Here is a 24,677-nt window from a genome sequence, read left to right as displayed (position 1 = left end):
GGATTGTCGGGTGGGCGCCGTCATCGGTTTGACACGCGGCGCGGATCGGAGTTCCTGCCGGTTTCCATCCCGACCGTGCAGCGAGATTCGTGCCCATGCTGACCATCCACGGCACATGCCCCGACTCGCGCGACAGGCTTCGCCCGGGCGCGCTCGCTGCGGAGGGGGATTTCCCGGAAGACGTCGTCTGGATCGACCTGCTCAATCCGACGCCGGAGGAGGATAAACGGGTCGAGAAGCATCTCGGTATCTCGATCCCGACGCGCGAGGAGATGCACGATCTCGAGCCGTCCGAGATCATCTATACCGAGAACGGCGCGCGCTACATGACCGCGCGCGTGATCTGCCAGTCCGATACCGTCGTCCCCAAGCTGGCGGACGTGACCTTCATCCTGACCGACAAGGCGCTGGTCACGGTGCGCTATGACGAGCCGGGTGCCTTCAACATCTTCCTCAACCGCGCCAGCAAGCCCGGCGGCTGCGGCCCGCAGCCGGAAGCGGTTCTGGACGGCTTGATCGAGGCGATCGTCGATCGCGCGGCCGAGGTTCTGCGCGGCGTCGGCGACAAGGTCGACATGGCCTCGCGCCGCATCTTTTCCGGGCGCGCCCAGGATGTCGAACAGGGCGGCGTCTATCAGGTCGTGATCCAGCGCATCGGCCAGCACGAGCACATCATCTCCAACGTGCGCGAGAGCATGATGACGGTCGAGCGCGTCCTGCTCTTCCTTTCGGCCAACTATACCCGGCCGAAGAAGGCGCAGACCGGGTTCTCGGCCGAATGGCGCTCGGCCGTGCGCGACGTGCAGGCGATCGAGGAACACGCCACCTTCCTCTCCAACAAGCTGCAGTTCATGCTCGACGCCACGCTCGGCCTCGTCTCGATCGAGCAGAACAAGATCATCAAGCTCTTCTCGGTCGTCTCCGTCGCGCTGATGCCGCCGACGCTGATCGCCTCGATCTACGGCATGAACTTCAAGACGATGCCGGAGTTGGAGTGGCAATGGGGCTATCCCTTCGCGGTCGGCCTGATGATCCTGTTCGCGGTGCTGCCCTATCTGCTCTTCCGCTGGAAGAAGTGGCTGTAAAGCGAAAGACCCGCGCGATACGTTTGAAGGCCGGATGACTCAGCCGCAGATTCTCTCCGTCCTTCTCGTCGCCGGCATGATGGCAGCGTTTCTATGGGGGCGGCTGCGCTACGACATCGTCGCGATGCTGGCGCTGTTGCTCTCGGTCTTGCTCGGGCTGGTCCCGGCAGCCGACGCCTTCAAGGGCTTTTCCGACGACATCGTCATCATCGTCGGCAGCGCGCTTGTGCTCAGTGCGGCAGTCGCGCGCTCGCGCATCATCGAGCGCCTGTTCTCGAAACTGGGTTCGGGTCTCACCTCGACGCAATTGCAGGTGCCGCTGCTCGTCTTCGTCGTCGCGGTGATGTCGGCGATCATCAAGAACATCGGCGCGCTCGCGATGATGCTGCCGATAGCCTACCAACTCGCCCGCAAGAGCGGAAAATCGCCCTCGGTCTTCCTGATGCCGATGGCCTTCGCGTCCCTCCTCGGCGGCATCGTCACGCTGGTCGGCACCTCGCCCAACGTCATCGTTGCCCGCGTCCGGCAGGAGCTGGGCGGCGAGCCCTTCCGCATGTTCGATTTCGCGCCGGTCGGCATCGTGGTGGCCGTCGCCGGCTGTATTTTCCTCAGCCTCGGCTACCGTCTGCTGCCGCGCGATCGCCGCGGCGCGGTCTCGCTCGACCAGGCGATCGACATCAAGGACTATCTGACGGAGGCAAAGCTCGGCGAAAAATCGCCGCTGGCGGGCAAGACGGTCGCCGATCTCAAGGCGATCGGCGGCGAAGCCATCGAGATCGTCTCGATCCTACGCAACGAGCGCCGTGTCCAGGCGCCGCTACCCGACGCCTCCTTGAAGGCCGGCGACATCCTGCTCCTGCGCGGCGATGCCGCCGTTCTGGAGCGGGTCGTCGCGGAGGGCGGGCTCGATCTCGCCGGCAAGGACCGTCCGACGCAGAAGGACGATGCGCTCGATCCCGATCGCATCGCCGAGGCGATCATCGGCCCGGATTCGACGCTGATCGGCCAGTCAGCCGGCGATATCGCTCTGCATAGCCGCTTCGGCGTCAACATGATCGCGATCAGCCGCTCGGGCGAGCGCTTCAGCCAGCGCCTGCGCGATATCCGCCTGCGGGCCGGCGATATCGTCGTGATCCAGGGCGACGAGAAGCTGCTGCCGGAGAAGCTCTCCGAGCTCGGCCTGCTGCCACTGGCCGATCGACTCGTGCCGCTCGGTTCGACGCGCCGCGTCGTGCTGACCGTGACGATCGTGCTGGCTGCCATCATCGCGCTGGCGGCGGGGCTCGCCCCGGTGCCGCTCGTCTTCTTCGCCGCGGCCGTGCTGCTGATCGCCTTCCGCTGCGTGCCCCTGCGCGAGGCCTATCACAGCATCGATGCGCCGATCCTGCTCATGCTGGCGGCACTGATCCCCGTATCGGATTCGCTGCGGACGACCGGCGCGACCGATCTCTTCGCCTCCTGGCTCGCCATGATCGGCGGCGGATTGCCGGGCTGGGCCTCGGTTGCGCTCATCCTGGTGGCGGCGATGGCGGTGACGCCGTTCCTCAACAATGCCGCGACGGTGCTGGTCATGGCCCCGATCGGCGCAGGTTTCGCGAAGAACCTCGGCTACAATCCCGATGCCTTCCTGATGGCGGTGGCGATCGGGGCTGCCTGCGACTTCCTCACGCCGATCGGCCATCAGTGCAACACGCTGGTGATGGGGCCGGGCGGCTATCGTTTCAGCGACTACGCAAGGCTCGGCGCCCCGCTGTCCCTGCTGGTCATCCTGCTCGCGGTGCCGATGATCCTGCTTGTCTGGCCGCTCAAGTAACTACAGCCAGCCGTTGCGCTTGAAGCGCCAGTAGAGCACGGCGCAGGACGTCAGGATCACGCCGATCACGACGTAGTAGCCGTACTGCATCTCCAGTTCCGGCATGTTCTTGAAGTTCATGCCGTAGATGCCGGCCAGCGCCGTCGGCACGGCCAGGATGGCGGCCCAGGATGCGAGGCGCTTGGTGATCAGGCTTTCCTGGCTCTGCCCGACCAGCAGGCTCGCCTCGAAGGCGAAGGCAAGGACCTCGCGCAGACTGTCGATCTTCTCCTGCACGGTGCGGACATGGTCGGTCACGTCGCGGAACATCGGCGCGAGCGTCGGACGGACCTGCGGCACCGTGCCGTTCATCAGGCGCTGGCAGACATCGACCAGCGGCGCCACCGCATTGCGCAGGCGCAGCAGGTCGCGCCTGAGCATGTAGAGCCGCTCGATATCGGAGCGCGCCATCGGCTTGGCCAGGACCTTGTCCTCGATCTCCTCGACCTCGTCATGGATCGCTTCGAGCACCGGCATGTAGTTGTCGACGATGAAATCGAGGATCGCATAGAGGATGAAATCCTCGCCCTTCGCCAGCGAGGTCGGGCAGGTCTCCCAATGCTGCCGCACCGACTTGTACGAGGTCGAGGCGCCGTGCCGGACGCTGACGATATAGCCGCGCCCGACGAAGATATGGGTCTCGCCGAAGGCGATGCGCCCCTCGATCAGTTGCGCCGTGCGCGCGACGACGAAGAGCGCGTCGCCGTATTGCTCGAGCTTGGGCCGCTGATGCGCGTTGGTCGCGTCCTCGACGGCGAGCGGATGCAGGTTGAACTGCTGCTGCACGCAGCGCAGCAGCGCGGGCTCCGGCTCGCACAGGCCGATCCAGACGACATGGTCGTCCTTGCGCGCCCATTCGCCGGCTTCGGTGACCGGAATGTCGGCAACGCGCACGCCATGGACATAGACGCCGGACGCGACGACCCCGTCCTGATGCGGGTGGTCCTGTTCGAGCGGACCGGCGGCGCGCGCCGCTTCCCGCGCGGCGGAGGGCGTGAGCGGGACTTCAGAGACTGACATGCGACCACCTCGCCGATCGCTGGATCATCGAAGCGCAGGCTAGAACCGTTCGATCCTCGTGGGAAACACTTTTCCGGCAAAAGGGGATGATGCTGCGGCGGCCTCGCCACCTCCGCTGACCGATCGAGATGTCATCCCGGGCGACCGCAGGGAGACCCGGGATCCATGCCGGAACGTTTCCGATGAAGGTTCAGGCATGGATCCCGGATCTCCGCTTCGCTGCGTCCGGGATGACATCTGAACTTGAGAGTTCTGGAGAATATTTTTATCGCGCTGAGATCAAAAACAGAAGTATCCGCTTTTGCACCAGCCGGTTCGGGAGGTGTATAGGAACATTCATCTACGGCCATGGGCCGAGCCAGAAGAGATCCTGTCATGACCACCGCAATTCCCCGGACCGGCTCAGCCGGCGCCGGTTCAAAACCGTTCTATTCCAGCTTCGGCTTCCAGGTCCTGGCCGCGATGGCGATCGGCCTCGTCCTCGGCTGGATCGCGCGCAACATGGGCCAGGTCGCGCCGGGCCAGCCGAACTGGCTGGCCGTCACGCTCGCGACGACCGGCTCGATCTTCGTGCAGCTCCTGCAGGCGCTGGTGCCGCCGCTGATCTTCACCGCGATCGTCGCCTCGATCAGCAATCTCCGGCAGCTCTCGAACGCCGCCGCTTTGGTCTGGCAGACGCTGCTCTGGTTCGCGATCACCGCCTTCATCGCCGTGCTGATCGGCATCGCGCTCGGCCTCATCATCCAGCCCGGCATCAATGCCGGCGTCGCCGCCGCCAGCGCCAAGGCGCCGGGCTCGGTCGGCTCCTGGCTCGATTTCCTGAAGGGCCTCGTCCCCGCCAACATGTTCGGCCTGCAGGCGACGACGCAGGTCAGCGGTAGCGGCGCGACCACGCGTCTCGGCTTCAACGTGCTGCAACTGCTGGTGATCTCGATCGTCGTCGGCGTCGCCGCGCTGAAGGTCGGCGAGCGCGCCAACAGCTTCCTCGCCCTCAACGAGTCGTTCCTGGCGATCGTCCGCAAGGTCCTGTGGTGGGTGATCCGGCTCACGCCGATCGGCACTATCGGCCTGCTCGGCAACGCGGTCGCGCAATATGGCTGGCAGACGCTGGAGCAGCTCTCCTGGTACGCCTTCGCCGTCTATCTCGGCCTCGCGATCGTGCTGCTCGTTGTCTACCCGGCGCTGCTCATCCTGCACGGGCTGTCGCCGGTGCGCTTCTTTGCGGGCGCCTGGCCGGCGATCCAGCTCGCTTTCGTTTCGCGCTCCTCGATCGGAACCTTGCCGGTGACCGAGGCCGTGACCGAGAAGAGCCTCGGCGTGCCCCGCGAATACGCCGCCTTTGCCGTGCCGCTCGGCGCGACCACCAAGATGGACGGTTGCGCCGCGATCTATCCGGCGATCTCCGCGATCTTCGTCGCGCAGTTCTACAGCGTGCCGCTCGGCATCCAGGAATACGTCCTGATCGCCTTCGTCTCGGTGATCGGCTCGGCCGCGACCGCCGGCCTCACCGGCGCGACCGTCATGCTGACGCTGACGCTCTCGACGCTCGGCCTGCCGCTCGCCGGCGTCGGCCTGCTGCTTGCCATCGACCCGATCCTCGACATGGGCCGCACGGCGGTGAACGTTGCCGGTCAGGCGCTGGTGCCGACCCTGGTCGCCAAGCGTCAGGGCATGCTCGATCAGGCGCAGTATGATCGCGCCGGCGATATCGAGGCGATCGACGCGACGCCCCGCGCTGCGTGACTTAAGAGTGGCCTGGGGCGGCGGCTGCCTCAGGCCATCACCTTGCTGACGACCTGCTTCAGCGCCGAGCCGTCGCGCTCCAGCCAGCCGGGAACCGGCAGGTTCTTGGAGCGCAGGAATTCCGGGTTGAACAGCTTCGACTGGTAACGCGTGCCGTAGTCGCAGAGCACCGTCACGATGGTGTGGCCCGGCCCCATCTGCTTCGCCAGCCGGATCGCCCCGGCGACGTTGATGCCGGATGAGCCGCCGAGGCACAGGCCCTCCTGCTCCAGCAGGCCGAAGACGATCTGCACCGCTTCCGCATCCGGGATCTGGAAGGCGATATCGACCGGCGCGTCCACCAGATTGGCGGTGATCCGGCCTTGGCCGATGCCCTCGGTGATCGAGGAGCCCTCGGCCTTGAGCACGCCCGTCGTGTAGTAGGAATACAGCGCCGCGCCCATCGGATCGGCGAGCCCGGTCGTGACCTTGGGGTTGCGCGCCTTCAACGCCATGCCGACGCCGGCCAGCGTCCCGCCCGAGCCGACCGCGCAGATGAAGCCGTCGACCTTACCCGCGGTCTGCTCCCAGATTTCCGGGCCGGTCGTGTCGAGATGGCCCTGGCGGTTCGCGACATTGTCGAACTGGTTGGCCCAGACCGCGCCATTGGGCTCGCTCTTCGCCAGTTCCTCGGCGAGGCGGCCGGAGACCTTCACGTAATTGTTGGGGTTGGCATAGGGCGCGGCCGGCACCTCGACCAGCGTCGCGCCGGCCAATCGCAGCATGTCCTTCTTTTCCTGGCTCTGCGTTTCCGGGATGACGATGACCGAGCGATAGCCCAGCGCATTGCCGACGAGCGCGATGCCGATGCCGGTATTGCCGGCCGTGCCCTCGACGATGACGCCGCCGGGCTTCAACTGCCCCTTCGCCTCGGCATCGCGGATGATGGCAAGCGCGGCGCGGTCCTTCACCGACTGGCCGGGATTCATGAACTCGGCCTTGCCGAGGATGGTACAGCCGGTCTCCGCCGAGGCGCGCTCCAGCTTAATGAGCGGGGTGTTGCCGATGGCTTCGATGACGCCGTTGCGGATAGTCATGGCAGGATTTCCCAATTCGTCCCTGACCTGATAGGCGAAAGCCTCTCAGCGGTCACCAGCCAGCGGGCTTTACGCCCCGAGTTCGGAACAATGCCAGTCGCCAAGCCGCAAGCCGGAGAGATTTCTTCTCCGAAGCTCGCCATGAACGAAATCCTGACCGTCGATCGCCTCGGCCAGAAGGGCGACGGCATCGTGCAGGCCGCGTCGGGCAGCATCTTCATTCCCTATGCGTTGCCGGGCGAGACCGTGCGTGCCGTGGTCGATGGCGAGCGCGGCCATCTCGTCGAGATCATCGCGCCGTCCGAGTCCCGCATCGCCGCGATCTGCCCGCTCTTCACCCGCTGCGGCGGCTGCGCTGCGCAGCACATGGCGCCCGGCCTTTACCGCGAGTGGAAGCGCCAGCAGGTCGTCACCGCCTTGAGCCGAGCCGGCATTGAGGCGCCGGTTGGCGATCTCGTCGATGCCCATGGCGCAGGCCGCCGCCGCGTCACCTTCCATGCCCGCCGCGAGGGCGAGGCAATGGTCGTCGGATTCATGGCGGCGCGCAGCCACGATCTGATTTCGGTCGAGGCCTGCCCGGTGCTGGCGCCGGGGCTCGATCGGGCCCCCGCTGTCGCGCTGATGCTGTCCAACCGCATGGGCGGCGCCAACAAGCCGCTCGATATCCAGGTCACCGCTTCGGAAGCAGGGCTCGATGTCGATATCCGCGGCCATGGCCCACTCGGTGACAAACTCCGCCTCGCGCTGACGCAGCTTGCCGAACGGCTCGATCTGGCCCGACTCTCCAACCATGGCGAGATCGTCGTCGAACGTCGCTCGCCCTTGCAGCGCATGGGCAAGGCGCTGGTCGCGCCGGCTGCAGGCGGCTTCCTGCAAGCGACGGCGGCAGGCGAAGAGGTGCTTGCCGGGCTCGTCATGGCGGCGCTGCCCAATGGCAAGCGCGCGGCCGATCTCTTCGCCGGTTGCGGCCCGTTCAGCTTCCGCATCGCGGAGAAGATGCAGGTGCTGGCCGTCGAAAGCGACAAGGCGGCGATGCTGGCACTGGCGAAGGGCGCCGGCGCGACGCAAGGCCTTAAACCCATTGCGACCGAGACGCGCGATCTCTTCCGCCGCCCGCTTCTGGAGCATGAGCTCAACGCCTTCGACGTGATCGTGCTCGATCCGCCGCGTGCCGGCGCGGAGGCGCAGGTCAAGCGCTTGGCGGCTTCCAAGGTCAAGGACGTGATCTACGTCTCCTGCGATGCGGCGAGCTTCGCGCGTGACGCCGCGACCCTCGTTGCGGGCGGCTATGCGCTAGAGGCCGTGACGCCGGTCGACCAGTTCCGCTATTCCGCTCATGTCGAGCTCGTCGGCGTGTTCCGGCGGGGCAGGAAGGGCTAGGGCTTCAGGATGAGCGCAATTCTCGATCGCATGGCCGGTATCGTCGGCGCGAAGAACATCATCACCGATGCCGACGCGATGGTGCCCTATCTCAAGGAATGGCGCGATCTCTTCCGCGGCAAGGCGCAAGGCATCGTCCGCCCCGGCTCGACCGCCGAAGTCGCGGAGCTCGTGAAGCTCGCAGCGGAGACCGGCACGGTGCTGGTGCCGCAGGGCGGCAATACTGGCCTCGTCGGCGGCCAGATCCCGATTTCCGAGGGCCGTGAGGTCATCCTCTCGCTGCAGCGCCTCGACAAGATCCGCGCCGTCGACACCGATGGCGACACGATGATCGTCGAGGCCGGCGTCACCCTGAAGCGCGCTCAGGATGCGGCGGAAGCCGCGGGTCGGCTCTTCCCGCTCTCGCTGGCTTCCGAAGGCTCCTGCACCATCGGCGGCAATCTCTCGACCAATGCCGGCGGCACCGCCGTGCTGGCTTATGGCAATGCCAGGGAGCTCTGCATGGGCCTTGAGGTCGTGCTGCCGGACGGGCGCATCTGGAACGGCCTGCGCCAGCTCCGCAAGGACAACACCGGCTACGACCTGAAGAACCTCTTCATCGGCGCCGAGGGCACGCTCGGCATCATCACCGCCGCCGTGCTGAAGCTCTTCCCCGCGCCGGCTGCGCGCGCCACCGCCTTCCTCGCCGTGCCCGATCCGGCAGCCGCGCTCGAACTGCTCAACGCCGCCAAGGCCGGCGCCGGCGGCACGCTCACCACCTTCGAATTGATGCCGCGCATCGGCATGGATTTCGTGCTGCGCCACGCCTCCGGCACGCGCGATCCGCTTTCCGAGCCGTCGCCCTGGTATGTGCTGATGGAGGTCTCCGCCCAGCAGGCCTCGGGGCTCGACGAGCATGTCGAAGCTTTCCTCGGCGAAGCGCTGGAGAACGGCATCGTCACCGACGCCGCCCTGGCGGGCTCGCTGACGCAGCGTGCCGATTTCTGGAAGCTGCGCGAGATGCTCTCGGAGGTGCAGACCTATGAGGGTGGCTCGATCAAGCACGACGTCTCCGTGCCGATCCATGCGACGCCCGAATTCCTGGCGCGCGCCATTACCGCGGTCGAGGCGATGGTGCCGGGCTGCCGGCCGGTGCCCTTCGGCCATCTCGGCGACGGCAACATCCATTTCAACGTCAGCCAGCCGGTCGGCGCGGACAAGGCCGGCTTCCTCGCCCGCTGGAGCGAGATGAACGCGGCGGTCCACGCCATCGTCGCCGAGCTCCACGGCTCGATCTCGGCCGAGCACGGCATCGGCCGCCTGAAGCGCGACCTGCTGCCGGGCGTGAAGGACCCGGTCGAGCTCGACCTGATGCGGACGCTGAAGAAGACGCTCGATCCGCAGGGCATCCTGAACCCAGGCGCCGTGCTGGCGGCGAAGTAAGTCGGATCGGCAAGTAAGCTCTGACACCGCGGGGAACCCTCTCCCGGAGGGAGAGGGGATCCCGCGCGCCTTCTTTGAGCGGTGCGCGATGGCGACGCCTCAAGGCGTCGCGACATACCCGTCCCGGCGCGGGTCGGCGGCACCCGTAAACACCCCGGTCGCGGGGTCGACCGCGACCGCCTGCATGCCGCCGCAGCGCATCGTCCAGCCGACATCGAAGGCGCGCGCCTCGTGCCCGCGCTTGACCAGCTCGGCGATCGTCTCCGGCGTGATCCGGTTCTCGATCTCGACGAGGCGGCCGTCCCAGAGACGCGCTCGCGGCGCCTCGATCGCCTCCTGCAGGGGCAGGCCGTAGACGAGATGCTGGACCATGGCCTGTGCCTGCGTCTGCATGATGCCGTAGCTGCCGGGCGTGCCCAGCGCGAGCACCGGCTTGCCGTCGCGGGTCGAGAGCGAGGGCGACATGCACATCGGCAATTCGTCGCCGGGCTTGGAGCGGTTCGGGCTGCCGGGCTGGACATCTGCCCAGTACAGGAAGTTGTTGAAGCACAACCCCGTGCCGGGCACGACGACGCCGCTCCCGAACGGGCTGCCGAGGCTCTGCGTGATGCAGATCAGGTTGCCGTCGCTGTCGGCGACCGAGAGCGAGGTCGTGTGCGCCGGGTCTTCCTGGTCCTGCGGCACCCACTGCTCGGTCGGCCCGGTCACCGGCTTGCCGTCGGTCAGGCGCTGGCGCAGCTGCGCGACCGAAGCCTCCGACATGATCTCGGCGAGTTTCTCTGGCGAGGGGTTGTTATGGGCGATGCGCTCGCCGGCCGCGAGACGGATCGCGCGATAGACGAGGTCGAGATGATCGGCCCCGTCCCTCGGCTTCGACGCAAGATCGACCCCGTCGAGCAGCTTGAGCGTCAACAGGAACTGGAAACCCTCGCAGGGCGGCGGCGGCACATGCACCGACAGTCCCTTGAAGCTCACAGCCATCGGCTCGCGCCAGACCGTCTTCACCGCGGCGAGGTCGGCCATGGTCAGCGAACCGCCGAGCGCCTGCAGATGCGCGATGATCTTCTCGCCGAGCGCACCGCGATAGAAATGATCCGGCCCCTTCTCGGCGATCTCGCTCAACGTCTGGGCGAGATCGGACTGGACGAGCACCGAGCCGAGATGCATCGCGCCATGGGGCTGGTAGTTCTTCGACCAGGCCGGATAGAGCGCCGGGATTTTTTCCAGGAGCGGGTCGTTCTCCTCGAATTCCGCCGCCCCGAACTCGGCCAGCGCGAAACCGTCCCGCGCCAGCGCGATTGCCGGCGCGAAGACCTCGGCCAGCGATTTGCGGCCATAGGTCTTCACCAGCTCGCACCAGCCGGCGAGATTGCCGGGCGAGGCGACGGCGAGCGCGCCGCGTTCCAGATCGGTGCGCTGGCTGAAACGGTCCGCCGGGAAGCTCGCCGGGATCGGCGGCACGAAATCGAGCACGCGCACCCGCTTCTCGGCCGCGACCCACATGGTCGACAGGCCCATGCCGGCGAGCCCCGACATGAAGGGCTCGACCACGTTGAGGGCGGCGGCCGTGGCCGCGGCGGCATCGAAGGCGTTGCCGCCCTGCGCCAGCAGCCTTGCGCCGGCCTGTGCCGCCAATGGATGGGCCGCGGCGACCATGCCGTGGCGAGAGGTCATCGTGGGGCGGCGGCCATGCATCGTCAGTCTCCTCCTCGTCGTCTTCTGGCGACGATCAGAGCACGAATCCGGCGCTAGAACAGGCTGCCTTGCCCGTCATCCGCGGGAGGCCGGGTCGCTTTGCGCGCATGGCGCTTCGGTTCCTCGGGAGCCTCCTCGGGCGGAAGCTCGGCCAGCGACAACTGGATCTCGGCGGCGTCGTTGGCGACCTTGTTGACCGCGTTGCCGATCGCGATGGCCTCCAGCAGATCGTCAGGCGGCGGCCTCAGCAGGCGCGCGGTCTGTTCCGGCGTCGCCTGCGGATCGAGCCAGGCCTGGTGGTCGCGCGGATCGAGGATGATCGGGCTGCGGTGATGGATCGGGGCCATCGTGCCGTTCGCCGGCCCCGTCATCATCGCAACGGTGTCGATCTCCGATCCGTCAGGCGAGTGCCAGGTCTCCCAGAGAGCTGCGAAGGCGAAGAGGCCGCGATCGGGCTTGCGGAACAGGAAGGCTTCGCTCTGCGCCTGCTTGCCGGTGCCGCTGCGCCGCCACTCGTAGAAGGCATCGGCCGGCAGCAGGCAGCGCCGCCGCGTCAGGGCGTTGCGGAAGGAGGGCTTCTCGGCGGCGCTCTCCATGCGGATATTGATGACGAGCGGGAAATCCTTGGGATCCTTGACCCAGCCGGGGATGAAGCCCCAGCGCATCAGCATGAACTGCGGCGCGCCGTCATGCGGCCTGACGACCGGCACCGGCTGCGTCGGCGCGATATTGTAGCGTGGCGGGAAGTTCGGCTGCTCGCGATAGCCGAAGGTCTCGCGCATCGCCTCGGGGGGCAGGGTGATCGCATAGCGTCCGCACATGCCCGCTGTTTACGTCGAGACGAGCGGTCGGAATCAACACTTTATTTGCGGTTGCACGAACATAGTCGCCCCGGTTTGGGGTAGCGGATGAGCGTCATCGCGGCGGATATGCTGGCTGGAACGGCGGCCGATCGGCTCGACGCCGGTGCTTATCCGCGCCTGTCGACCGATTTCCTCAATCGCTTCAGCGAAGCCTTGATGCTGATCGAGATGGTCGGGATGGACGAGACGATCCTCGCCGATCTCAAGGCCTGGCAATCCGTCGGCTATCGCGAGCATTTCGCCACCTCGGCCCTGCGCTGCGCGGCGTCCGCGCTCGCTGCCTATGACGACCTGAACCCGAACCGGGCCCGGGCCTTCGACGAGGCGTGCCACGCCATGACGCGGCTGGTGCGGACGGTGACCGCGCTCCTCGCCGAAACGCCGCCTCCGGCGGAATTGCCGGTGATCATCGAGGTCGCCGGTGAGGCCCTGCGTCGGCAGATCGCCCGTGCGACCCAGTTCATCAACGCGAACGGCACGATCGATATCGGAGTGTTCGACGACACGGCCTTGCAGGCGCAGATCGACGCGCTGCTGGCACGCTGATCGGGCATTCGTTTCGGCAATCCGGCTTCCAACGGAACCACGCCGTCATCCCGGACAAGCGGCGCAGCCGCGGCGATCCGGGATCCATCGTGGAGTGCGGAGCCTTCCGATGGATCCCGCGGCGAGCCCGGGAAGACGCGGCGTTTCCGAGGAAAATGAGAACGTATTAGCGCCGCGCGCCGACGAGAAACTCGCGATTGCCGTCGCCGCCCTCGATCGGCGAGGGAATCGGTCCATCGACTGTAAAGCCGAGCGCTTGCAGCGTCGCGACGATCTCGTCGCAAACCTGCAACTGGATCGCTTCGTCGCGCACGATGCCTTTCTTGAGCGCGGCGCGTCCGGCCTCGAATTGCGGCTTGATCAGCGCGGCGATGCCGGCGGCAGGCGCGAGCAGGGCAGCGACCGCCGGCAGGACCAGCTTGAGCGAGATGAAGCTGACATCGATCGCCGCGAGGCTCGGCCGCTCGGGCAGCGCCTCGACAGCCAGCGTGCGGATATCCTGCCCCTCGAAGCTGGTGACGCGTGGATAGGTCCGCAGCGAGGCGTGGAGCTGGTCGCGCCCGACATCGACGGCGACGACATGGCGTGCATCGCGTTGCAGCAGGAGGTCGGTGAAGCCGCCGGTCGAGGAGCCGACATCGAGACAGGTCAGCCCCTGCGGATCGAAGCCGAAGGCATCGAGCGCGCCCGCCAGTTTCAGCCCACCGCGCGAGACGTAAGGATGCGGCGCCTGCGCGGTCAGCACCGCATCGCCGGCCACCATCTCGGAGGCCTTGCGCACGGGGGCGCCATTGGCGGTAACCAGCCCGGCCGCGATTGCGGCCTGCGCCCGCGCCCGGCTCTCGAAGAAGCCGCGCTCGACGAGCAACTGATCGGCCCGGCTTTTCATGGCAGGGATGTCAGGCCAGCTTCACCGCGCTCGGCGTGCCCAGCGCAGCCTCGACGGCCTTGACGATGCCGGCGGCGTCGAGCCCGGCTGCCGCATACATGGCGTCCGGCTTGTCATGGTCCTGGAACACGTCCGGCAGAGTCAGGCTCCGGATCTTCAGGCCGGCATCGAGCGCGCCGTTCTGCGCCAGCAGATGCAGGACATGGCTGCCGAAGCCGCCGACCGAGCCTTCCTCGACCGTCACGAGAACCTCGTGCTCGCGCGCGAGCTTCAGGATCAGAGCCTCGTCCAGCGGCTTGGCGAACCGGGCATCGGCGACGGTCGTCGACAGGCCGCGCTGCGCCAGCAGCTCGGACGCCTTGAGGCATTCGGCCAGACGCGTCCCGAGCGAGAGCAGCGCGATCCGCGTGCCTTCGCGGACGATGCGGCCCTTGCCGATCTCCAAGGGCACGCCGATGTCGGGCATCTCGACGCCGACGCCTTCGCCGCGCGGATAGCGGAAGGCGATCGGCCCCTCGTCATAGGTCGCTGCGGTCGCGACCATATGGGTCAGCTCCGCCTCGTCGGCGGCGGCCATCACCACCATGTCGGGCAGGCAGGCGAGATAGGCGATGTCGAAGGAACCGGCATGGGTCGCGCCGTCGGCGCCGACGAGCCCGGCGCGGTCGAGCGCGAAACGCACCGGCAGCTTCTGAATCGCCACGTCATGGACGATCTGGTCGTAGGCGCGTTGCATGAAGGTCGAGTAGATCGCGACGAACGGCTTGTAGCCCTCGGTCGCGAGGCCGGCCGCGAAGGTCACCGCATGCTGCTCGGCGATGCCGACATCGAAGGTCCGGCCCGGAAACTCCTTGCCGAAGGCATCGAGCCCGGTGCCCGAGGGCATCGCGGCGGTGACGGCGACGACTTTGTCGTCCTCCCGCGCCTGCTTGATCAGGGCCTGGGCGAACACGTTGGTATAGCTCGGCGCATTGGCCGGCGCCTTGGCCTGCAGGCCGGTGACGGGGTCGAACTTGACGACGGCATGATACTTGTCGGCCGTCGCCTCGGCCGGGGCGTAGCCCTTGCCCTTCTGCGTCACGACATGGACGAGGATCGGCCCGTTGCCGGCGTCGCGCACATTGCGCAGCACCGGCAGAAGATGGTCGAGATTGTGCCCGTCGATCGGCCCGACATAGTAGAAGCCGAGCTCCTCGAACATCGTGCCGCCGGTCCAGAAACCGCGCGCATATTCCTCGGTGCGCCGCGCCTTGTCGTGGAAGAAGCGCGGCAGCTTCTCGGCGAGCTGCTTGGCGACCTCGCGCAGCGAACGATAGGTCCGGCCCGAGACGAGGCGCGCGAGATAGGCCGACATCGCGCCGACCGGCGGCGCGATCGACATGTCGTTGTCGTTGAGGATGACGATCAGCCGCGAATCGAGCGCGCCGGCATTGTTCATCGCTTCATAGGCCATGCCGGCTGACATCGCGCCGTCGCCGATCACGGCGATGACGTTGTTCTTGCGGCCGGCGAGATCGCGCCCGACCGCCATGCCGAGCCCGGCCGAGATCGAGGTCGAGGAATGCGCGGCGCCGAACGGGTCGTATTCGCTTTCCGAGCGCTTGGTGAAGCCAGAGAGCCCGCCGCCCTGCCGCAAGCTGCGGATGCGGTCGCGCCGCCCCGTCAGGATCTTGTGCGGATAGGCCTGGTGGCCGACATCCCAGATCAATCGGTCGCGCGGCGTGTCGAAGACATGATGCAGCGCGACGGTCAGCTCGACCACGCCTAAGCCCGCGCCGAGATGCCCGCCGGTGACGGACACGGCGTCGATCGTCTCGAGCCGCAGCTCGTCGGCGACCTGGCGCAGCTTGGCGTCGTCGAGGGCCCGCAGGTCGGCGGGGCCGTGGATCGTATCGAGGAGCGGCGTGGCGGGACGGGGCACGAGGCTGTCTGATCCTTCACTGGAATAGCTTCGAAATAGAGCCTGCGCGGCGCGCTTGCAAACCGCGCCTGTATTTTCGGCCTGGTCCTCCGCTGGCGCCGGCCTTGCCACGAAACGGGTGGTTCCGTCGCCGGCAACGGATTTCACTGCGCCCACGACCATTTCCGGGAACGCAACGTCATGCATCCGACCGATCACACGCCTTTGCCGATGGCATTTCGTCGCATCGGCTGGTCCAACCTCTTCGCCCAGTTCTCGGAGCAGATCGCGCTTGCCGCCGCGCCTCTGGCCGCGGTTTTGCTGCTCGCGGCCGGGCCGGCCGAGACCGGCTGGCTCCAGACCGCGCAGACCTTGCCTTTCCTCCTGCTCTCGATTCCCGCCGGTCTGATGGTCGATCGCGCCTCGCGGCGCCGCCTCATGGTCGGCACGGAGGCATTGCGGGCGGTGTCCCTGCTGGCGATCCCGCTTCTGCTCGCGGCAGGCAGCCTCAACCCGACCTGGCTCGCCCTGATCGGTGCGCTCGGTGCCATCGGCACGGTCTGCTACAGCGTCGCGGCGCCAGCCTTCGTTCCCTCGGTCGTGCCGCGCGCTCAGTTGGCCGATGCCAATCGCTGGCTGGAGCTGGCGCGCAGCGCCGCCTATGCCGGCGGCCCGGCGCTCGGTGGCGCGCTCGTCGGCTGGATCGGTGTCTCCACCGCCTATGGGCTGGCGGCCGGGCTCTCGATCCTCGCCATGCTGCTGCTCACCGGCCTGCCGAAGGATGAGGCGCCGTCCGGGCCGCGCCGCGATCTGCTTGATGATCTGAAGGAAGGCGCCCGCTTCGTCGCCGGCCACGACCTGCTCCGGCCGATCCTGATGACGGCGGTGTTCTTCAACGTCTCCTGGTTCATCTTCCAGGCGATCTATGTCGCCTATGCCGTCCAGAATCTGGGCCTGAGCGCGACGCAAGTCGGCTTCACGCTCGGCATCTACGGCGCGGGCATGATCGTCGGAGCCATCCTCGCGCCAGTCATCGCGAAGCAGGTCACCTTCGGGACGCTGATCCTGCTCGGGCCCTTCGCCGGACTTTGCGCGGCCGGCGTGATGCTCGCGACGCTCTGGATGCCCTCGGTCTATCTGGTCGCCGCGAGCTTCTTCCTCTTCGGCGTCGGGCCGATCATCTGGACGATCTCGACCATGACATTGCGCCAGGCGGTGACGCCCAACGCGATGCTCGGCCGCGTCTCGGCCCTGATCATGACCGCGACCTTCGGCGCGCGGCCGGTGGGCGCGGCGATCGGCGCCACCGTGGCGGCCCATCTCGGCATCGCCGCCTGCCTCGCGCTGGCGACGGCAGGTTTCCTGATCCAGTTGCTGCTGATCGGCTTCTCGCGAGTGCCGCAACTGCGGGACATCTCCGAGGCCGCGTGAGCCTATGCCGTCATTCCGGGGCAGGCCAAAGGCCTGAGCCCGGAATCCAGAACCGATATGGGCTTTCAGTTCGAGCGACGGCCCGACAGCGTCTTTCTTGGAAAAGGCGTCGATTCTGGATTCCGGGCTCGATCCTTCGGATAGCCCCGGAATGACAGACAAACCTGAGGCGTGGATGATGACCTGAAGACGTCGCCTTAGCCTTCCGGGAGCGGGATGAATTCGCTCTCGTCGCCGGGCACGGTGTCGAAGCGGCCGGTCTTCCACTCGTGCTTGGCCTGCTCGATGCGCTCCTTCGAGGAAGAGACGAAATTCCACCAGATGTTGCGCGGGCCGTCCATCGGCTCGCCGCCGACGATCATCACGCGGGCCTGGTCGATGGCGAGGATCGAGATCCGGTCGCCCGGCTTGAAGACGAGGAGCTGGCCGGCGCCGAATTCGTCGCCGGCGATGTCGACCTTGCCGGAGACGATATAGATCGCGCGCTCGTCATAGTCGGGGTCGAGCGGCAGGATCGAGCCGGGCGAAAGCACCGCCTCGGCATAGAGCGCATCCCACGGGAACTTGACCGGCGAGGTCTGGCCATAGGCCGAGCCCATGATCAGGCTGATGCGCTTGCCGCCCTCGACGATGCGCGGCAGGTCCTCAGCGCCATGATGCTTGAACTCGGGCGCGGTCTCCTCATGCGTCTTTGGCAAAGCGAGCCAGGCCTGGATGCCGTAGAGCTTCGGGCCGGTGGCGCGCGCTTCCATGCCGGTGCGCTCGGAATGGACGATGCCGCGTCCGGCCGTCATCAGGTTCACCGCGCCGGGCTTGATCGCGAGCGCCGTGCCGAGCGAGTCGCGATGCATGATCTCGCCGTCGAACAGATAGGTCACGGTCGAGAGCCCGATATGCGGATGCGGGCGGACGTCCAGCCCTTCGCCGAGATGGAACTCGGCCGGGCCCATCTGGTCGAAGAAGATGAAGGGGCCGACCATGCGCTGGCCGATCGCCGGCAGCGCCCGGCGGACCTGGAAGCCGCCAAGGTCATGGGAACGCGGCACGATCACCTTCTCGATCGCCTCGCAGGAGCGGGCATCGCCCAGGATCGGATCGTCGGCGGGCAGTTGCGACATGAGGGCCTCCTTGGTTAAGGCCGAATCTGACCCCGCTGGGGCCGGCAGGCAAGCGCCGGATCGCAACCGGCCGCTGGCAGAAATGCAATGCCGCGACGCCCGAGGCGCCGCGGCATTGCCTAAGGATTGTCATTGCGGTGCGACAGGCGCCGACCGGGAGAGCGGCTCAGTTCTCGACGTCGAGCGGGGCAGCGCCCGTCGGCTTGCCGTCGGCACCGAGCGTGATGCGCTCGATGCGGGCTTCCGCCTGCTTCAGCAGGGCGTCGCAGCGTGCCTTCAGCGCTTCGCCGCGGGTGTAGATCGCGATCGATTCCTCGAGCGGGACGTCGCCGCGCTCCAGCCGCGCGACGATGGCTTCGAGTTCCTTCATCGCCGCCTCGAAGGGCAGGGCGGCGACATCGGCGTTGGTCTTCTCTTCGCTCACGGCCTGATTCCTCTTTGCGGGTGAGCTTATCGGCCGGAGCGCGTCCGGCCGCAACCCGTCTCGGGGCGCTCCTGACTTAGACCGGCAGGGCCGAGGTCTTCTTGATCGTGCGTAGGGTCAGCGTCGATTGCACGCGCGTGACCCCCGGCAATTGCGTGATGATATCGGTGTGGATGCGCTCGAAATCGGCGCTGTCGCGATAGATCACCCGCATCAGATAGTCATGCGCGCCGGCCAGCAGATGGCATTCGAGGATCTCGGGCAGGCTCTGCACCGCCTGCTCGAAGCTCTCCAGCGAGGCGCGGCCCTGCTGGTCGAGCGTGACGAAGACGAAGGCCGTGCCGGGGAAGCCCGCGATCTTGTCGTCGAGCATCATCGCATAGCCGCGGATCAGGCCGCTGTCCTCGAGCTGGCGCACGCGGCGCAGGCAGGCGGAGGGCGAAAGATGCACCTTCTCGGCGAGGTCCGAATTGGTGATGCGCCCGTCCTGCTGGAGAATCCGCAGGATGGAGCGGTCGCGGGAATCGAGCTCGATCGTCGTGGTCACTGTGAAAGCCTCCCGCGGGATGCATCGTCGCAAATTTCGCCGGATGCAAGCAATCTTCTGCAGCGATCCGGCGTAAGCGCCGTAGCATTGGCAGCGTTGGCGGAGAAAGCTTGCAGGAAACTGCGTGGCCGGAAGCGGGAATTCAGCCGAGCGGCATGGCGAAAGGCGTGCCTTCGAAGGCGTCGGCGCCGCGCCCGATTCGCTCGATCGCGCGGATCATCCGCCCGCCCCGCCCGAGCGCGGCATCGGCCAGCGCCACGAGCCGAGCATTCGGCGTGGCAGAAGGGGCGGCGGCGCGTAGTGCGTCGGCCGCTTCGTCCTCGTCGCGATCGGGGTTGAGCGTGCAGGCGGCGATATAGGCGGCTGCCGTCGAGCGGCTGATCCCGGCCCAGCAATGGATCAGCATCGGCTCCGCACGGTCCCAATCGCGAACGAAAGCGAGCAGCCGCCCTACATGCTCCTGGCCGGCGAGGACATGGCCGTCCAGCGCCTGGTTGATGTCGGACATGCCCAGGAAAAGATGCCGCTCCGGCGCGATTCCGGCCGGCCGCGCGACCGTGGTGCCGAGATTGATCAGCGTCACGAGATGCCGGGCGCGGACGGCCGCGACGGTCTCGTCCAGGCGCGACAGCGGGGAAACGTGCAGGGTGGGCAACGACCGGCTCCGTGGCGATGGACAGACGATAGCATGATCGACAGTGCCGGCATCTCCATGACATGGAGGCGCTCACTCGATCGATCCCGCGCGGACAAGCTCCCCATGAATCTCTGGTTCCGCCTGATCTGGCTCCTGCTGACGACGCGCTTCCGCAAGCGGCTCGACTTGCCGGCAGATGCGTCCGTCCTGCCTTTCCGGGTCTGGTTCCACGATCTCGACACCAGCCTGCACATGAACAATGGCCGCTACTGGACGCTGATGGATCTCGGCCGGCTCGAACTGATGCTGCGCAGCGGCCTCTGGCGGGCGGTCCTGCGCCATCGGTGGCTGCCCGTGGTCAACGCCGGAACGATCCGCTTCCGCCGCGAGATGCGCCTGTTCCGCCCGTTCCGGGTCGAGACGAAGATTATCTGCTGGAGCGAGAACTGGCTGGTGATGCAGCACCGCATGCTGATGCAGGGCCGGGACGGCACCGAGATCGTCGCTGCGGTCGCGCTCGTCAGGGCTGCGCTCTACGACAAGAAGGCGCGGTCCTATGTCCCGGTCGCGCGCCTGCTCGGCGAGATCGGCGTCACGGCCGAGAGCCCGGAGCCGAGCCCGGAAGTCGCGGCCTTCCTCGCCTCGGAAGACGCGATGCGCAACGCCGCCTCGGCCGCTGCCTGAGAGAGCGCTGACTTATCCAAAACTGAGCCCTCATCCTGAGGAGCCACGTGGGCGGCGTCTCGAAGGATGCTGCAGGAGACTCCGGATCCATCTGGAGCATCCTTCGAGACGCAAGCCTATGGCTTGCTCCTCAGGATGAGGGCTCGTTTGTTCTGAAAGGCCAAACCGCTACTCCGCCGCCAACCGCGTCGCGCGCCATTGCGCCAACAGCGCCCGCAAGGCGGCCGGTTTCAACGGCTTGTTGAGCAGGTGCACGTCGAGCGCGTTCGCCGCCTCGCGCACATGCGGCGTCCGGTCCGCGGTGAGCAGGATCGCCGGCATCGGCGTCCGGGCGCGGGCCCGGAGCGCGCTGATCGCGGTCAGGCCGTTGCCGTGGTCGAGATGGTAGTCGGCGATCAGAACATCGGCCTCGCCCTTGCTGCCGACATGCGGCAGCGCTTCTTCCAGGCTGGCGGCGATCGTGACGCGGCAGCCCCAGCCTTCGAGCAGGCGCTTCATGCCGTCGAGGATGGCGGGCTCGTTGTCGATGACGAGAAGCCGCATGCCCGCAAGCTGCCCGGCCGGCGCGTTGCGCGGCGCTGCCGCCGTCGTCATCGGCGGCAGCGGTGCGGCGCGCGGGACCAGGACCGAGAAGCGCGACCCCCGTCCCGGTGCCGAATCGAGCGTCAGCCCATGGTCGAGCGCCCGTGCGATGCGCTGCACGATGGAGAGCCCCAGCCCTAAGCCCCGCGCGACCTTCGCGCCCTGGTCGAGCCGCTGGAACTCGCGGAACACGGTCTTCTGCTTGCTCTGGGGGATGCCGAGCCCCGTATCGATCACCTCGACCGCGACCTGATTGTCGCGGCGCCGGCAGCCGATCAGCACCTTGCCGCTCGGCGTGTACTTGATCGCGTTGGAGATCAGGTTCTGCAGCAGGCGGCGCAGCAGGCGCCGGTCGGAGCGCAATGTCAGGCTGGTCGGCATGAACACCAGCTTCAGGCCCTTTTCCTGGGCGCTGGGTTCGAATTCGCGCTGGAGCTGGCGCATCAGTTCGTCCAGCCGGAAAGAGGAGAGCTCCGGCTTGAGCGCCCCGCCGTCGAGCCGCGAGATTTCCAGAAGCGCGGTCAGGATCTCCTCGACCGCGTCGAGCGAGGCGTCGATATTTTCGGCGAGCTCCGGCTGGCCGCCGCTGCGGTCGCGCTCGACCAGCGAGGTCGCATAAAGCCTGGCGGCATTGAGCGGCTGCAGGATGTCGTGGCTGGCGGCGGCGAGGAAGCGTGTCTTCGAGGCATTGGCGGCCTCGGCCTCGGCCTTGGCGCGCTGGAGTTCGGCGTTGACGTGCAGCAGTTCCTCGGTGCGCTCGGCGACACGGCGTTCGAGGCCTTCGTTGGCGCGCTCGAGCTCCTCCTCGCCGGCGACGGTGTCGCTGATGTCGGTATAGGTCGTGACGAAGCCGCCATCGGGCAGGGCGTTGGTGCGGACCTCGATGACCTTCTTCGACGGGTAGAGCTTGAGGCGAACCGGCTCGCGGTCGTTGATGAAGCTTTCCAGCCGCGCCGCCATCAATTCGTCGCGCGCGCCGCTGCCATAGGCGCCGCGTGCCGCGTTGAAGCGTACGATCTCGTCGAGCCCCGTACCGAAGCGCACCAGCGAGGCCGGCAGGTCGTAGAGTTGGATGAAGGCCTGGTTCCAGGCGAGCAGGCGCAGGTCCCGGTCGAGCACGGTGATGCCCTGGCCGGCATGGTCGAGCCCGTGCTGGAGGATGTCGCGGTTGTACTGGAGCGCGGCCGAGGCGTCGTCGAGCAGTTTGAAGGCCGCCTCGGTCGAGAGATTGCGCCGTTTCAGCAGCAGCGACAGCACGAGGCGCGAGGAAGCCGCGCCGATCGCCGAGGAGAGCAGGTGCTCGCCGAAGCGCAGCAGATGGATATCGGCCTGCCGCCCGCTTTCGGAAGCCTCGCCGCGGCTGAGGTTGAAGCCTTCGAAGGCGCGCTGCGTGCGCTCCGCCCCGAGATAGCGCGCGATCGTCGATTGCAATTCGCCTTCGGTGATCGTGGTGCGCCAGAGCGAGAAGGACTGCGCCATCGTTGCCGGCTGCGACTCGACGAAGGCATTGGCCTGGAGCCGCTCCATCGCATTGGCCGGCCGCAGCAGCGAGAAGCCGATATAGGCGGCGATGTTGAGCCCGAGGCTCCAGAACACGCCATGCGGCAGCGCCGGCCATTCGAGCCCGAGCAGCGCCTCCGGCTTGAGCATCTCCGCTCCGAACGGGCCCTCGGTGACGACGCTGCTCCACCAGCCGCCAGGCAGCGCCAGGCTCGGCATGAGCAATGTATAGGCCCAGACCAGCGTGCCGATCGTCAGTCCCGCCGCAGCGCCCAGCGACGTGCCGCGCCGCCAGATCAGTCCGCCGAAGAAGGCCGGCGCGATCTGTGCCGTCGCGGCGAAGGAGAGCAGGCCGATCGAAACAAGCGCCGCCTCGCCGGAGGCACGGTAATAGAGATAGCCGAGCAGGATCACGAGGAAGATGCTCAGGCGCCGGATGATCACCACCTGCGAGCCGAGATCGCCGCCGAGATTGCCGTCGCCTTCGCTGCGCCCGCCGAACAGCCCGAAGGCGCGGCCGGGGTCGCTGAGGCTCCGGCGCCCGCGCAGCAGGAGCGGCATGACGAGATGGTTCGAAATCATGATCGCGAGCGCGACGGAGGCGACGATCACCATCGCGGTCGCGGCCGAGAGCCCGCCGACGAAGACGACGAGCGCGATCACCCCGGCCTCGCGTTGCAGCGGCAGCAGCAGCACGGTCATGTCGCGGTCGACGCCGCTGCCGGGGATCAGGATTTCGCCGGCCGCCGCCAGCGGCAGCACGAACAGGTTGATCAGCACGAGATAGAGCGGGAACATCCAGGCCGCGCGACGCACGTCGCGGACATCGCGGTTCTCCACGATCGTCATGTGGAACTGCCGCGCCAGCAGCAGGGCGGCGCAGCTCGACAGCAGCGTCAGCGTCAGGAAGTTCGGCCAGCTCGAGGTGCGCTCCCAGATCGGCAAGGCGCCGTCGGCCGGTTTTGCCGCTTGCGCCAGCAGGTCGCCCGGGCCGCCGAACAGCCCGTAGACGATGAAGAAGCCGAGCACGAGGAAGGCCACGAGCTTGATCAGGGATTCGACCGCGATCGCCAGCACCAGCCCGTCCTGGTGCTCGGTCGCGTCGATATGGCGGGTGCCGAAGGCGCAGGCGAAGCCGGCGAGCACGACCGCGACGAGGAAGGGCAGGTCGCTCAGCACCGGCACGTCCGGCGTCAGCGGATGGCCGCCGGTCGCCGCCAGGAAGACCGAGAGAGAATTGGCGACGGCCTTCAGTTGCAGCGAGATATAGGGCAGCGCGCCGATCACCGCGACGAGGCAGACCAGCGCGGCGACCCGCTCGCTCTTGCCGTAGCGGGCGCCGACAAAATCGGCGATCGAGGTGATGTTCTGCGATTTCGCGATCCCGACGATGCGCGCGACGAAGCGATGGCCCAGCCCGATGACGAGGATCGGCCCGACATAGATGCCGAGGAAGTCGAAGCCCGCACGATTGGCGAAACCGACCGAGCCGTAGAAGGTCCAGGAGGTGCAGTAGACGCCGAGCGCCAGCGCGTAGATCGTGGTTCGCCACCGCCCGGTCATCAGCTTGCGCCCGGAGGTGTCGGCGACATGGGCGACGGCGAAAAGCCCGCAGAGATAGGCAAGCGCGACCAGCACCACGGACCAGGCGGGGATCATGCCGCCCTCGGGGATATCATGTGCGAGCGAGGCCGGGTTGCTGGCGCCATCGAGTTCCGTTTCCGGGTTTTCCGATAGCGTATCGGACGGTCCCTCGGCCCGCCATAGGCCATTGGCGCAAGTCAACCTGCCCGGTTCATCCCCAACTCTTTGCATCCGGAGCCGTATTCGGCCCGCTTTGCCGCGCTTTCGGGCTTTCCCTGCTTCGCGAGGCTGGTCTAGCGTCCTCTGGAGGCTGTTGGGACAGTTCCGTCGATTCTCGAGGGGTGCACCATGTTGGAAGAATTCAAGAAATTCGCCCTGAAGGGCAATGTCGTCGACCTCGCCATCGGTGTCATCATCGGCGCGGCCTTCAGCAAGATCGTCGACTCGCTTGTCTCCGATATCATCATGCCCTTCATCGGCGCGATCGGCAGCGTCGATTTCTCGAACTACTTCATCGGCCTCAACAAGGCCGTCAATTCGCCGATCCTGTCCGAAGCCAAGAAGCAGGGCGCGGTGCTGGCCTACGGCAATTTCGTAACGGCCGGCATCAACTTCCTGATCATCGCCTTCGTCCTCTTCCTGGTGGTCAAGGGCATCAACAAGCTGCAGAAGAAAGAGCCGCCGAAGCCGGAGGCTCCC

20 protein-coding genes are annotated in these 24,677 nt (G+C 67.1%); 9 read left to right on the top strand and 11 right to left on the bottom strand.

Features of this window, described 5'->3' with window-relative positions:
• Positions 1 to 95 precede the first annotated feature (95 nt).
• Together JHD80_RS10955 and JHD80_RS10950 are read left to right on the top strand one after the other, a co-directional pair.
• On the top strand, positions 96 to 1,085 hold the full coding sequence (locus tag JHD80_RS10955) for a magnesium transporter CorA family protein (protein WP_199086974.1): 990 nt from the start codon (positions 96 to 98) through the stop codon (positions 1,083 to 1,085).
• A 34-nt stretch (positions 1,086 to 1,119) separates the two neighbouring features.
• Complete coding sequence (locus tag JHD80_RS10950) at positions 1,120 to 2,898, top strand: SLC13 family permease (RefSeq protein WP_199086972.1); 1,779 nt, start codon at positions 1,120 to 1,122, stop codon at positions 2,896 to 2,898.
• Here JHD80_RS10950 and corA read toward each other — a convergent pair whose 3' ends face one another.
• Positions 2,899 to 3,957, bottom strand: coding sequence for a magnesium/cobalt transporter CorA (corA, locus tag JHD80_RS10945; protein ID WP_199086970.1), 1,059 nt, complete (start codon positions 3,955 to 3,957; stop codon positions 2,899 to 2,901).
• Positions 3,958 to 4,332: 375 nt separating this feature from the next.
• On the opposite strand from corA, the gene JHD80_RS10940 reads away from it, so the two are divergent.
• Positions 4,333 to 5,700: a dicarboxylate/amino acid:cation symporter gene (locus tag JHD80_RS10940; RefSeq protein ID WP_199086968.1), complete on the top strand. Its 1,368-nt coding sequence runs from the start codon at positions 4,333 to 4,335 to the stop codon at positions 5,698 to 5,700.
• 29 nt (positions 5,701 to 5,729) lie between these two features.
• On the opposite strand, the gene JHD80_RS10935 is transcribed toward JHD80_RS10940, so the two are convergent.
• A complete protein-coding gene (locus JHD80_RS10935; protein ID WP_199086966.1) occupies positions 5,730 to 6,776 on the bottom strand; it encodes a cysteine synthase A in 1,047 nt (348 codons plus the stop codon).
• Between the two features lie 141 nt (positions 6,777 to 6,917).
• On the opposite strand from JHD80_RS10935, the gene JHD80_RS10930 reads away from it, so the two are divergent.
• Together JHD80_RS10930 and JHD80_RS10925 are read left to right on the top strand one after the other, a co-directional pair.
• A complete protein-coding gene (locus JHD80_RS10930; protein WP_199086964.1) occupies positions 6,918 to 8,156 on the top strand; it encodes a class I SAM-dependent RNA methyltransferase in 1,239 nt (412 codons plus the stop codon).
• A gap of 9 nt (positions 8,157 to 8,165) precedes the next feature.
• Positions 8,166 to 9,578 carry an FAD-binding oxidoreductase gene (locus tag JHD80_RS10925; RefSeq protein WP_199086962.1) on the top strand — a complete coding sequence of 471 codons (1,413 nt, stop codon included), beginning with the start codon at positions 8,166 to 8,168 and terminating at the stop codon, positions 9,576 to 9,578.
• Between the two features lie 99 nt (positions 9,579 to 9,677).
• Here the strand turns inward: JHD80_RS10925 and JHD80_RS10920 are convergent, their stop codons facing one another.
• Positions 9,678 to 11,273 carry a gamma-glutamyltransferase family protein gene (locus JHD80_RS10920; RefSeq protein ID WP_199086960.1) on the bottom strand — a complete coding sequence of 532 codons (1,596 nt, stop codon included), beginning with the start codon at positions 11,271 to 11,273 and terminating at the stop codon, positions 9,678 to 9,680.
• A 53-nt stretch (positions 11,274 to 11,326) separates the two neighbouring features.
• Entirely contained in the window at positions 11,327 to 12,094 is a 768-nt protein-coding gene (locus JHD80_RS10915; RefSeq protein ID WP_199086958.1) for an SOS response-associated peptidase, read from the bottom strand.
• Between the two features lie 87 nt (positions 12,095 to 12,181).
• Between JHD80_RS10915 and JHD80_RS10910 the strand changes: the two genes are divergently transcribed.
• On the top strand, positions 12,182 to 12,682 hold the full coding sequence (locus tag JHD80_RS10910) for a hypothetical protein (RefSeq protein ID WP_199086957.1): 501 nt from the start codon (positions 12,182 to 12,184) through the stop codon (positions 12,680 to 12,682).
• A gap of 166 nt (positions 12,683 to 12,848) precedes the next feature.
• On the opposite strand, the gene JHD80_RS10905 is transcribed toward JHD80_RS10910, so the two are convergent.
• Positions 12,849 to 13,580 (bottom strand): TlyA family rRNA (cytidine-2'-O)-methyltransferase, encoded by a 732-nt coding sequence (locus tag JHD80_RS10905; protein WP_199087011.1) that lies wholly within the window; start codon positions 13,578 to 13,580, stop codon positions 12,849 to 12,851.
• Position 13,581: 1 nt separating this feature from the next.
• Positions 13,582 to 15,492, bottom strand: a complete 1,911-nt coding sequence (gene dxs / locus JHD80_RS10900) for a 1-deoxy-D-xylulose-5-phosphate synthase (protein ID WP_199086955.1) — start codon at positions 15,490 to 15,492, stop codon at positions 13,582 to 13,584.
• 180 nt (positions 15,493 to 15,672) lie between these two features.
• Between dxs and JHD80_RS10895 the strand changes: the two genes are divergently transcribed.
• Positions 15,673 to 16,902, top strand: coding sequence for an MFS transporter (locus tag JHD80_RS10895; protein WP_199086953.1), 1,230 nt, complete (start codon positions 15,673 to 15,675; stop codon positions 16,900 to 16,902).
• 197 nt (positions 16,903 to 17,099) lie between these two features.
• Here JHD80_RS10895 and JHD80_RS10890 read toward each other — a convergent pair whose 3' ends face one another.
• From JHD80_RS10890 to JHD80_RS10875, 4 genes are all read right to left on the bottom strand, one after another.
• A complete protein-coding gene (locus tag JHD80_RS10890) occupies positions 17,100 to 18,020 on the bottom strand; it encodes a pirin family protein (protein WP_199086951.1) in 921 nt (306 codons plus the stop codon).
• Positions 18,021 to 18,186: 166 nt separating this feature from the next.
• Entirely contained in the window at positions 18,187 to 18,444 is a 258-nt protein-coding gene (locus JHD80_RS10885) for an exodeoxyribonuclease VII small subunit (RefSeq protein WP_199086949.1), read from the bottom strand.
• A gap of 76 nt (positions 18,445 to 18,520) precedes the next feature.
• A complete protein-coding gene (locus tag JHD80_RS10880) occupies positions 18,521 to 18,991 on the bottom strand; it encodes an Lrp/AsnC family transcriptional regulator (protein ID WP_210339861.1) in 471 nt (156 codons plus the stop codon).
• Between the two features lie 142 nt (positions 18,992 to 19,133).
• Positions 19,134 to 19,646, bottom strand: a complete 513-nt coding sequence (locus tag JHD80_RS10875; protein ID WP_199086947.1) for a tyrosine phosphatase family protein — start codon at positions 19,644 to 19,646, stop codon at positions 19,134 to 19,136.
• Between the two features lie 105 nt (positions 19,647 to 19,751).
• On the opposite strand from JHD80_RS10875, the gene JHD80_RS10870 reads away from it, so the two are divergent.
• The gene (locus JHD80_RS10870) at positions 19,752 to 20,312 is read left to right on the top strand and encodes a thioesterase family protein (protein WP_199086946.1); all 561 of its coding nucleotides are present in this window, start codon (positions 19,752 to 19,754) and stop codon (positions 20,310 to 20,312) included.
• A 168-nt stretch (positions 20,313 to 20,480) separates the two neighbouring features.
• Here JHD80_RS10870 and JHD80_RS10865 read toward each other — a convergent pair whose 3' ends face one another.
• Positions 20,481 to 24,053, bottom strand: coding sequence for a hybrid sensor histidine kinase/response regulator (locus JHD80_RS10865; protein WP_199087007.1), 3,573 nt, complete (start codon positions 24,051 to 24,053; stop codon positions 20,481 to 20,483).
• Between the two features lie 273 nt (positions 24,054 to 24,326).
• On the opposite strand from JHD80_RS10865, the gene mscL reads away from it, so the two are divergent.
• Positions 24,327 to 24,677: large conductance mechanosensitive channel protein MscL (gene mscL, locus JHD80_RS10860; protein ID WP_199086944.1), on the top strand; the 351-nt coding region annotated here is incomplete at its 3' end.

Origin of the sequence: Allobosea sp. ASV33, from assembly GCF_016428755.1 — a bacterium.
GTDB lineage: Bacteria > Pseudomonadota > Alphaproteobacteria > Rhizobiales > Beijerinckiaceae > Allobosea.
Note: the sequence above shows the minus strand (reverse complement) of the source record. Positions and strands in the feature narration are given on the sequence as shown.

Bases quoted from the DNA above. Each gene is read 5' to 3' on its own strand.
- JHD80_RS10955 (WP_199086974.1), top strand. From the start codon at position 96: ATGCTGACCATCCACGGCACATGCCCCGACTCGCGCGACAGGCTTCGC.
- JHD80_RS10950 (WP_199086972.1), top strand. From the start codon at position 1,120: ATGACTCAGCCGCAGATTCTCTCCGTCCTTCTCGTCGCCGGCATGATG.
- corA (WP_199086970.1), bottom strand. From the start codon at position 3,957: ATGTCAGTCTCTGAAGTCCCGCTCACGCCCTCCGCCGCGCGGGAAGCG.
- JHD80_RS10940 (WP_199086968.1), top strand. From the start codon at position 4,333: ATGACCACCGCAATTCCCCGGACCGGCTCAGCCGGCGCCGGTTCAAAA.
- JHD80_RS10935 (WP_199086966.1), bottom strand. From the start codon at position 6,776: ATGACTATCCGCAACGGCGTCATCGAAGCCATCGGCAACACCCCGCTC.
- JHD80_RS10930 (WP_199086964.1), top strand. From the start codon at position 6,918: ATGAACGAAATCCTGACCGTCGATCGCCTCGGCCAGAAGGGCGACGGC.
- JHD80_RS10925 (WP_199086962.1), top strand. From the start codon at position 8,166: ATGAGCGCAATTCTCGATCGCATGGCCGGTATCGTCGGCGCGAAGAAC.
- JHD80_RS10920 (WP_199086960.1), bottom strand. From the start codon at position 11,273: ATGCATGGCCGCCGCCCCACGATGACCTCTCGCCACGGCATGGTCGCC.
- JHD80_RS10915 (WP_199086958.1), bottom strand. From the start codon at position 12,094: ATGTGCGGACGCTATGCGATCACCCTGCCCCCCGAGGCGATGCGCGAG.
- JHD80_RS10910 (WP_199086957.1), top strand. From the start codon at position 12,182: ATGAGCGTCATCGCGGCGGATATGCTGGCTGGAACGGCGGCCGATCGG.
- JHD80_RS10895 (WP_199086953.1), top strand. From the start codon at position 15,673: ATGCATCCGACCGATCACACGCCTTTGCCGATGGCATTTCGTCGCATC.
- JHD80_RS10890 (WP_199086951.1), bottom strand. From the start codon at position 18,020: ATGTCGCAACTGCCCGCCGACGATCCGATCCTGGGCGATGCCCGCTCC.
- JHD80_RS10870 (WP_199086946.1), top strand. From the start codon at position 19,752: ATGAATCTCTGGTTCCGCCTGATCTGGCTCCTGCTGACGACGCGCTTC.
- JHD80_RS10865 (WP_199087007.1), bottom strand. From the start codon at position 24,053: ATGATCCCCGCCTGGTCCGTGGTGCTGGTCGCGCTTGCCTATCTCTGC.